The 6,415-nt window shown below is 62.6% G+C and carries 4 protein-coding genes; all 4 read left to right on the top strand.

Annotated features, from left to right (window positions below):
* The coding region (locus GO615_RS23675) for a DUF4157 domain-containing protein (protein WP_169132342.1) at positions 1-3,114 on the top strand (3,114 nt) is incomplete at its 5' end.
* A 227-nt stretch (positions 3,115-3,341) separates the two neighbouring features.
* Positions 3,342-3,962, top strand: a complete 621-nt coding sequence (locus tag GO615_RS23670; protein ID WP_169132341.1) for a DUF5343 domain-containing protein — start codon at positions 3,342-3,344, stop codon at positions 3,960-3,962.
* Positions 3,955-4,542: a Swt1 family HEPN domain-containing protein gene (locus tag GO615_RS23665; protein ID WP_211167327.1), complete on the top strand. Its 588-nt coding sequence runs from the start codon at positions 3,955-3,957 to the stop codon at positions 4,540-4,542. The genes GO615_RS23670 and GO615_RS23665 overlap by 8 nt, the downstream gene beginning before the upstream one ends.
* Positions 4,543-4,967: 425 nt before the next feature.
* Positions 4,968-6,130 (top strand): IS3 family transposase gene (locus tag GO615_RS23660; RefSeq protein ID WP_422614280.1). Its coding sequence is split into 2 segments (ribosomal slippage): positions 4,968-5,226 and positions 5,226-6,130, totalling 1,164 coding nucleotides; the frame shifts between segments, so codons are not numbered across the junction.
* Positions 6,131-6,415: the final 285 nt, after the last annotated feature.

The raw sequence follows: 6,415 nt of genomic DNA, 5'->3' as shown, positions 1-6,415 counted from the left end.
GCCCCGGCATCCGGCGAAACCGACGCCGGCCCATCCACGCCCGACGCCGCGGCCGCTTCCCCGACAGGCGGCGGCGCTACCGCAGCCTCATCTGCCGCCCTCCTTCCCGCCTACGCCGCCGGCCGCGTCGCCGAACGCCGCGGCCGCGGCGAACCGCTTGCACCCGACGCCCGCGCCCCGCTCGAAGGCCACTTCGGCCGCGACTTCGCCGACGTCCGCGTGCACACCGACGCCGAGGCCGCCCGCCTCACCGCCGCGCTGGGCGCGCGCGCCTTCACCTCCGGGCGCGACATCTACCTCGCCCCCGGCGCCTTCGCCCCGGATACCGAGGAAGGCCGCCACCTCCTCGCCCACGAGCTCGCCCACGTCGTGCAGCAGGACGGCCAGGCCGCGCCAGTCCTTGCGCGCGCGATCGAGCCGGCGATGAACGCCCGCTACCACGAGACCGACCGCACCGCCGCGGCCCTCACCGCGCTCGAACGCCTCGAAATCCCCGCCGTCAAGTCGCGCCACCTGCCGCTCTACAGCAGCCTCGCCGCCGCCGGCAACCTCAAGCGCGTGCGCGGCTACGGCCGCGAGGGCGCCGACCAGCGCTCCGTGTGGAACAGCCAGGTGCAGGTCGGCGCCGACGCCGTCCGCGCGCGTCTGGGCGAACGCAACATCCCCGTCCCCGCCGACGCCAACGGCCGCATCCGCCTCAAGCCCCACCGCGGCGCACGCCTCACGTCCAAGCGCCTCTCCGAGCTGCAGACGATGCTGCGCATCCCCGGCTGGGACCGCCGCGGCCGCAAGGTCGCGCAGTTCCAGGTCGACCACATCGTCGAGCTGCAGGTCTCCGGCCAGATGGGATCCGGCGTCGGCAACAGCGTCGAGAACATGGAACTGCTCGACCAGCCGTCGAACAGCAGCTCCGGCGGCACCATCCGCAGCGGCATCTATCGCAAGGTCGACGCCTTCCTCGACACCTTCGACCCCAAGCCCGACCGCGGCCGCTTCCTGCGCCAGCACGACGTCGTGTTCACCAGCGCCGCCGCCACCGGCGGAGGCTCGGCCGCGGGCGCCTCCGCGTGGTGGACCAAGACCGAGATCGAGGAAGCCCAGCCCCTCGCCACCGCCAGCCCACCCAACGCCGCCGAGGACAACGACACGGCCGGCACCGCCGAGGAATTCATCCTCAGCTCCGGGCCCGGCGGCATCGAAGTCGCCCGCTTCCGCCACCGCCCCGGCGCCGCGCCGAGCATCAGCCGCACGCAGGCACGCGCGCTGGCCGGCCTCCGGATCACCGCGCTCAACCTCACCGACAACACCGGCAACCCGGAAGGCCCGGTCGGATCGCTGTCCGCCGAATGGGACCTCCCCGCCGACTGGCAGCCCGCCACCCCCGCGGTCACCATCTCCCTCAACGGCGACGGCGAATACCGCGGCTACCCCTCCGCGCTGCCCGCGCTCAACCTCGAATACGCCAAGCTCAGCCCGGTCAGCTTCACCACCATCACCACCGAAGACGGCGAACTCTCCGCCGACGGCGAGCTCACCCCCTCGATCCCGCTCCTCAACGCCCCGATCACCGTGCGCCTGCGCGGGCGCGACCTCAGCTTCTCGCTCGACTACGGCCCCGAGCAGATCAGCCTGCCCATCCCGCGCACCACCATCGACGACGCCTACGTCAGCGTCTTCTACTCCACCGCGCGCGGCCTGGGCCTCGGCGGCCAGGTCATCTACTCCATCGAAGGCGCCGGCAGCGGCGAACTCGCCGCCTCCGTGTCGACCACCGGCGGCGTCGCCTTCGAAGGCGGCTTCACCTTCGAGCGCTCCCTCTTCGACCGCGCCCGCGTCAGCGCCTGGTGGCGCAACGGCCAGTTCGGCGCCGAAGGCACCATCGGCATCGACACCCCCGACAAGATCAAGGGCATCAAGAGCGCCACCGCCACAGTCAGCGTCAACGAAGGCCGCTGGGCCTTCAACGGCAGCGCCGAACTCTCCGTGCCCGGCGTCAGCGCCGCCTCCATCGCCATCACCCAGGGCGAAAACGGCCTCAACATCGCCGGCGACGTCGCGCTGACCGCCAACCCCGCGATCCGCTCCGGCTCCATCCACGTCGAATGCGAGCAGACCGACGGCGACTGGAAAGTCTCCGCCAGCGGCACCGCCGAACCCGCCATCCCCGGCGTCGATTCGCAGCTCACCGTCACCTACGACGACGGCGCCTTCGACGCCCAGTTCAGCGGCGCCTTCGAACGCGGTATGCTCTCCGGCACCATCACCGTCGGCGCCACCAACCGCAGCATCGGCGAAGACGGCAACCCCGGCGGCCCCCCGAGCGGCCCCGACGCCCCCATCGTCGTCTACGGCAGCGGCTCCGCCACCATCCAGATCGCCCCCTGGCTGCAAGGCACCGCGGGCCTGCGCCTCGACCCCAACGGCGAAATCACCGTCTCCGGCGAAATCGCCCTGCCCAGCTCGCTCGAGATCTTCTCCAAGCTCGAATACGACAAGCGCCTCTTCGGCATGTCGACGCAGATCCCCATCATCCCCGGCGTCGTCGCCGAAGTCGGCGGCAACCTCAGCGCCAACGCCAGCATCGGCCCCGGCGCGCTCGACCAGCTGCGCGTCGGCATCGAATACAACCCCTCGCACGAGGAAAACACCCACGTCACCGGCGACGCCCACCTCAACGTCCCCGCCGAAGCCGGCTTGAGACTGGGCGCCCGCGCCGGCGTCGGCCTCGGCATCACCGGCGCCAGCGCCACCGGCGGCCTGGAGATCGGCGGCACCCTCGGCATCTCCGGCGCGGCCGAAGCCAGCGTGCACATCGACTGGATGCCCTCGCAGGGCCTCGAAATCGACGCCGAAGCCTCCCTCCACGCCCAACCCAGCTTCCGCTTCGACGTCTCCGGCTACGTCGCCGTCACCGTGCTCGGCGCCAGCCTCTACGACGAACGCTTCGAACTCGCCGCCTACGAATTGGGATCAGGCCTCGAATTCGGCGTCCGTTTCCCCGTCACCTACCGCGAAGGCGAACCGTTCGATTTGTCGCTGGACGATCTTGAATTCGAGGTACCGGACGTCGATCCGGCGGCGCTGGTGGAGCAGTTGGGCGAGCAGATTTTCTGATCCCGCCCGCACTCGCCGTCGCCCACGTGGCGCGGTTCAGCGGCAGCTCTCCGCGAGCACGCTCCGTCATATTTGCAGCAATGCAGATCGATTGGAGGGGTGCTACACTCAGGATCAATAACTTACACGGCATGTCGTGTTATCCGACATGTCCAATAACACCTTTACGCCGACACTTGGTGTCGACCATACGTTGGGCCCCATTAGAAATGCATGGAGAACTCTGAATGTCTTTGACCAATGCTTACGTACAGATCTACGGACAGCTTCCCGAGGTGTTTGCTCGCATCTCTGACGGAGCCGCGCCGGACAAATTTACGACACAGCATCTCAAAGATTGGGGATATGCCTCTTCGAATTACAGAGCAGTAATTCCACTCTTGAAGGCTCTTGGTTTTCTTTCGTCGGATGGCTCCCCCACCAGCAGATATCACGAATATCGCAATACCGCCAATTCAAAAAGAATAATGGGAGAGGCAATACGCGAGGCCTACAGTGATCTATTTACCATTAAAGCCAAACCATCCAACGGGGACCGGCAACTCATTGAAGGAAAGTTCAAAAGCACACATAACGCCTCTCCAACCACGGCAAAGTTGATGGCTAACACGTTTTATGCGTTGCTTGACCTAGCCGATCTGTCCGAAAGTCCAGAGCCAAAATCAGAAGCGAAAATCGCTCTTAAGCCAGCCGAATCGCAACCGTCTGTCATTGCTACTGAAATACAGTCCAAAGGGCATGGACGGCCTTCGTTGCACTACAACATTCAAATTCATTTACCTGCGACAAAAGACATCGAGGTTTTCAACGCCATATTCAAGTCTCTGAAGGAGCATCTCCTTGATTGATCTGCGGAAGGATCTGCGCGACTACATGTTCCGTGGTTTGATGTTCGAGTCAGAGGCTGGTCAGTTTCAGTCCGCCGGAATACAAGTCGGTGCAGATCATGGCCAAGCAGAAGAAAGGCTTCTTTCTGAAGCGCTATCAGCGTTTAGCGTTGCAAGAAGAAATAGCGCCCTTGAAATGGCACGACTTTACGCTGTACTCCATTGCTTCGAAAATGAAGTTCGCTCGCTAATTAGAGAAACTCTCGAAGAAAAAGAGGGGGCGGACTGGATCGAAAAGCTGCCGATAAAAATAAAAAATCATGCAGAGTCTCGACAAAAAACCGCGTTCGCTGATTCATGGCTTGAAGGAGAAAAAGCAGACACGCTGGGCTTTGTTGATTTTGGTCATCTTTCTTCGATAATTCTTGAAAAGTGGTCTCACTTTGAGGCACTTATTCCTTCTCAGCATTGGCTAAAGCAGCGAATGGATGAGCTTGAGAAAACAAGAAATTTCATCGCTCATAACAGAACGTTACTGCCAAGTGAATATCAGAGAATTTATATGTATATTGCAGACTGGAATAGGGTCATCGGGCTGTAACGTTGTGCCCAACAAATCATTCCAGCGGACCGTCAAAAAGCTGCGCTTTTCGCCGTCCGCTGAATTCAAACTACATGGACTCCCCCGGATTTCAACCGGGATTTTCTAGGTGCACCGCATTTCCTCGCTCCTTATTCCTCGCGCGTCGTTCGTTCATTCGTCGATTCGAGTCGGGACAAACTGCAGCTCTACATACGGCCTGTTGGTGAGCGACACGCGCTCTGGCCCTGATGACAATGCGCCGCGCGGGGCCCTCATTCGTTAGTCGGTCTGGCGTCGCCGCCTTTGAATTAACCAGGGTCGCCCGCGTCGGTTTGAACCGTCATCGCATCAACGAAGTCCTCGCAGCGTGAGGAAGTAAAATGAATCGCCCCGGGTTTCCTAGACACCCTTTTGCCTCACAATGAGGTTTCATGGAGGTGTTGATGGAAACGAAGAAGGCGCAGCAGCGTTTCACCGAAGAGTTCAAGATCGAAGCGGTCAAGCAGGTGACCGAACGGGGGCATCCGGTTGCCGAGGTGTCCGTGCGACTCGGGGTGAGCGCGTATAGCCTTTACACCTGGATCAAGCGCTATTCCGTTCCCGCGGAGCAGCGCGCCCAGCACGACAGCCAGGCCGACGAGATCCGGCGGCTGAAGGCCGAGTTGCGGCGCGTGACCGAGGAGCGCGACATCCTAAAAAAGGCCGCCGCGTACTTTGCCAAGCAGTCCGGGTGAAGTACGCCTTCATCGACGCCCACGCGGCGCAGTATTCGGTGCGTCGCCTGTGTTCAACGATGGCGGTCCATCCGAGCGGTTACTACGCGTGGAAGCAGCAACCCGTCTCCGCACGTTCTGGCGACGACCAGCGCGTCGGAGCGCTGATCACACAATGCTGGGAAGCCAGCGGGCACGTCTATGGCTATCGCAAGATCCGTAACGATCTGCACGACATGGGCGAACCGTGTGGCAAGCATCGCGTGGCGCGGCTGATGCGCTTGGCGGGGTTGCGCTCACACACCGGCTATGGACGCCGCCCTGGTCGATACGGTGGGCGGCCGGCAGTGGTCGCGCCGAACCTGCTCGAGCGCCAGTTTGCCCCGAAAGCTCCGAACAAGAGCTGGGTCACCGACATCACCTACATCCGCACGCATGAGGGGTGGTTGTATCTGTGTGCGGTGCTCGATCTGTTCTCCCGCCAGGTTGTTGGCTGGTCTATGGGCGAGCGGATGACCAAGGAACTGGCGTTGAACGCCTTGCTAATGGCAGTGTGGCGCCGCAAACCCACCGAGGAGGTGGTGGTGCATTCGGATCAAGGCAGCCAGTTCAGTAGCCACGACTGGCAAGACTTCCTGAAGGCGCACCGGCTGGTGCCAAGTATGAGCCGACGCGGCAACTGCCACGACAACGCGGTGGCGGAAAGCTTCTTTCAGCTGCTCAAGCGCGAGCGGATCAAGCGGAAGGTCTACACGGATCGGGCACAGGCGCGCTCGGACGTGTTCGATTACATCGAGCTCTTCTACAACCCGCGACGACGCCACAGTTTCACCAACCAGCTCTCGCCGGTAGAGTTCGAGCGGCAGTATTTCTTGAAGAACGGAACCGTCTAGGAAACCCGGGGCGATTCAGGCGTCGCGGAATCCACGCAGGCGTTTGGCACAATCAGCGAGCAGCTTCAAGGAACGGTCGCGAGCGCGTCACTTACCCGCCTCATCCAATTTTTCGTTCCTAGCAGTGTCGGAATGTCGTTTAGTCGAGAAGTAATCATAGATTAGCTCTGAATCTCCCCTCGTGCCGTTTGTTCTGTGGCACGCAACACGTGTCCTTTCCTCATTCCGCGCGGTGCCGCTCGCGGAGCACTGCGCTAACAAGTGCTTGCAGCGGACCGTCAAAAA

It is taken from the genome of Aromatoleum evansii, from assembly GCF_012910805.1.
Classification (GTDB): domain Bacteria; phylum Pseudomonadota; class Gammaproteobacteria; order Burkholderiales; family Rhodocyclaceae; genus Aromatoleum; species Aromatoleum evansii.
Note: the sequence above shows the minus strand (reverse complement) of the source record. Positions and strands in the feature narration are given on the sequence as shown.

Excerpts from the sequence above, each read along its gene's own strand:
- GO615_RS23670 (WP_169132341.1), top strand. The coding sequence starts at position 3,342 with ATGTCTTTGACCAATGCTTACGTACAGATCTACGGACAGCTTCCCGAG.